Source organism: Allobosea sp. NPDC055332 (assembly GCF_053645455.1).
Genome location: NZ_JBSHMO010000016.1, coordinates 1 through 2,020, shown reverse-complemented (window position 1 = coordinate 2,020; position 2,020 = coordinate 1). Strand labels below are relative to the sequence as shown.

The window sequence follows — 2,020 nt, the reverse complement described above, 5'->3', positions numbered from 1 at the left end:
GAGGTGTGCAGAGTCCCTGCGGCAGGCGACGAACACGACCGTCGTCGATTAGTACCGGTACGGTCGGTGGTATCGAAGTCTTGATCACCACTCAGGTCTACGGCTTACAAATGGTGACCATCCCGATACTTGCGTCAGAGCACCGGGCCGATTCTTTGACAGTGAATCACTCCCGTAAGGTTGTGCCGGTGTGGGTGTCCCGGGTCGAGACGATACTCCGCCAATGCGCCCAGCAAACAACCTGGCCATCGCAGGTGGTGGGGAGCGGTGTGGCGGATGAGTTGGACAAGTTGGTGTAGCAGCACGAGCACGGCGAGATAACATCGCAGGAGTTCGACATGCTCAAGAGACAGCTGATTGCGAATCGCGATGCAGATTCATAACCCGATTGCGGGTTGGCTTCACTCCACCATCACCGAGCAGACTAGCACGGCGGGCTCTGTTGCAAAGATTGGCGGCAGTCAGAGGTAGGCTGTCGCTCTGCGCCGATCAGGCGGCTGCTGCGAAATGGTGGTTGAGCATGCCCATGGCCTCCGTCAGCGCCGAGGGCCCAATGCCAAAAGCTCTCTCCACAAGGCGCACCTCGCCCCTGATGCCGGGCTGCAGGCACCAGGGGCGAGCCTGTCCTTTGCGCAGGGCTCGCATGACTTCGAATCCCTTGATCGTGGCATAGGCCGTGGGGATCGATTTGAAACCGCGCACCGGCTTGATCAGTATCTTGAGCTTTCCGTGATCGGCCTCGATCACGTTATTGAGATACTTCACCTGCCGGTGGGCCGTCTCCCGGTCCAGCTTTCCTTCGCGCTTCAATTCGGTGATCGCTGCACCATAGCTCGGCGCTTTGTCGGTATTGAGCGTGGCAGGCTTTTCCCAGTGCTTCAGGCCTCGCAGGGCCTTGCCCAGGAACCGCTTCGCTGCCTTGGCGCTGCGGGTCGGCGACAGGTAGAAATCGATCGTGTCGCCCCGCTTGTCGACTGCCCGGTACAGGTAGGTCCACTTGCCCCGCACCTTGACGTAGGTTTCATCCAGGCGCCAGCTCGGATCAAAGCCACGCCGCCAGAACCAGCGCAGCCGCTTCTCCATCTCCGGGGCGTAGCACTGGACCCAGCGATAGATCGTCGTATGGTCGACCGAAATGCCGCGTTCCGCCAGCATTTCCTCAAGGTCGCGATAGCTGATCGGATAGCGACAATACCAGCGCACCGCCCACAGGATCACATCACCCTGGAAATGGCGCCACTTGAAATCCGTCATCGTTCCGTCCGTCCAATCTCCGCCAAGCATGCTCAAGCTTCACGATTTTTGCAACAGAGCCCACACGAGTATTGAGCATAGTCGAGATTGGTGCAGATCACTTCTGATATTGAACTGTCAGGAGCTGGCTGCACAACAGCCATTACGCCCAATCAACTGGTGCAGTCGTCTTCTGAAAATGACAATCCAGTTAGGGTATAGCTCAACCTGACATAGAAGCAAAAACTCAACCACCTTCTACCAACTCTCCGAACAGCTCCTTGACCTTTGTTTTCGCATCAGCAAGTGCAGTTCTGCCTTGTTCAGTGATGTCATAAACACGCCGTTCACGTCGCCCGGTGCGTTCGTGGCGTGAGGTCAGATAGCCTTTTTTTTCCAGGCCGTGCAGCATCGGGTACACGGTGCCAGCGCTCATCTCGTAGCCGTGTCGGCGTAGCTCTTCGATGATCCCCAGCCCAAAGACAGGTTCCTCGGCTGCATGGTGAAGGATGTGCAGGCGGATCAAACCGCCGTAGAGGTCTTTGTCAGTCATTTTTTGTGCCTCACAGAGCGACGCTCAACAGCCACCCAGCTGCACCGCTACCGAGGACAACCAGCCACGGCGGGAGCTTCCAGAACATAAGTGCGACAAGGGCAACTAATGCCAAGCCGAAGTCTTGCGGCTGAAAGATGGCGCTAGTCCATACAGGCTGATACAGCGCGGCCAGCAGCAAGCCGACTACAGCGGCATTGATCCCGGCCAGCGCAGCTTGGATGCCTGTATTGC

3 protein-coding genes are annotated in these 2,020 nt (G+C 57.7%); all 3 read right to left on the bottom strand.

Annotated features, from left to right (window positions below; all coding sequences use genetic code 11):
- Positions 1-489: 489 nt before the first annotated feature.
- A complete protein-coding gene (locus ACWIGM_RS31255) occupies positions 490-1,254 on the bottom strand; it encodes an IS6-like element IS6100 family transposase (RefSeq protein WP_001389365.1) in 765 nt (254 codons plus the stop codon).
- Between the two features lie 226 nt (positions 1,255-1,480).
- A complete protein-coding gene (locus tag ACWIGM_RS31250) occupies positions 1,481-1,786 on the bottom strand; it encodes a PadR family transcriptional regulator (protein ID WP_000130000.1) in 306 nt (101 codons plus the stop codon).
- Positions 1,787-1,796: 10 nt separating this feature from the next.
- On the bottom strand, positions 1,797-2,020 hold a 224-nt coding region (locus ACWIGM_RS31245; protein WP_454029846.1), incomplete at its 5' end, for a chromate transporter.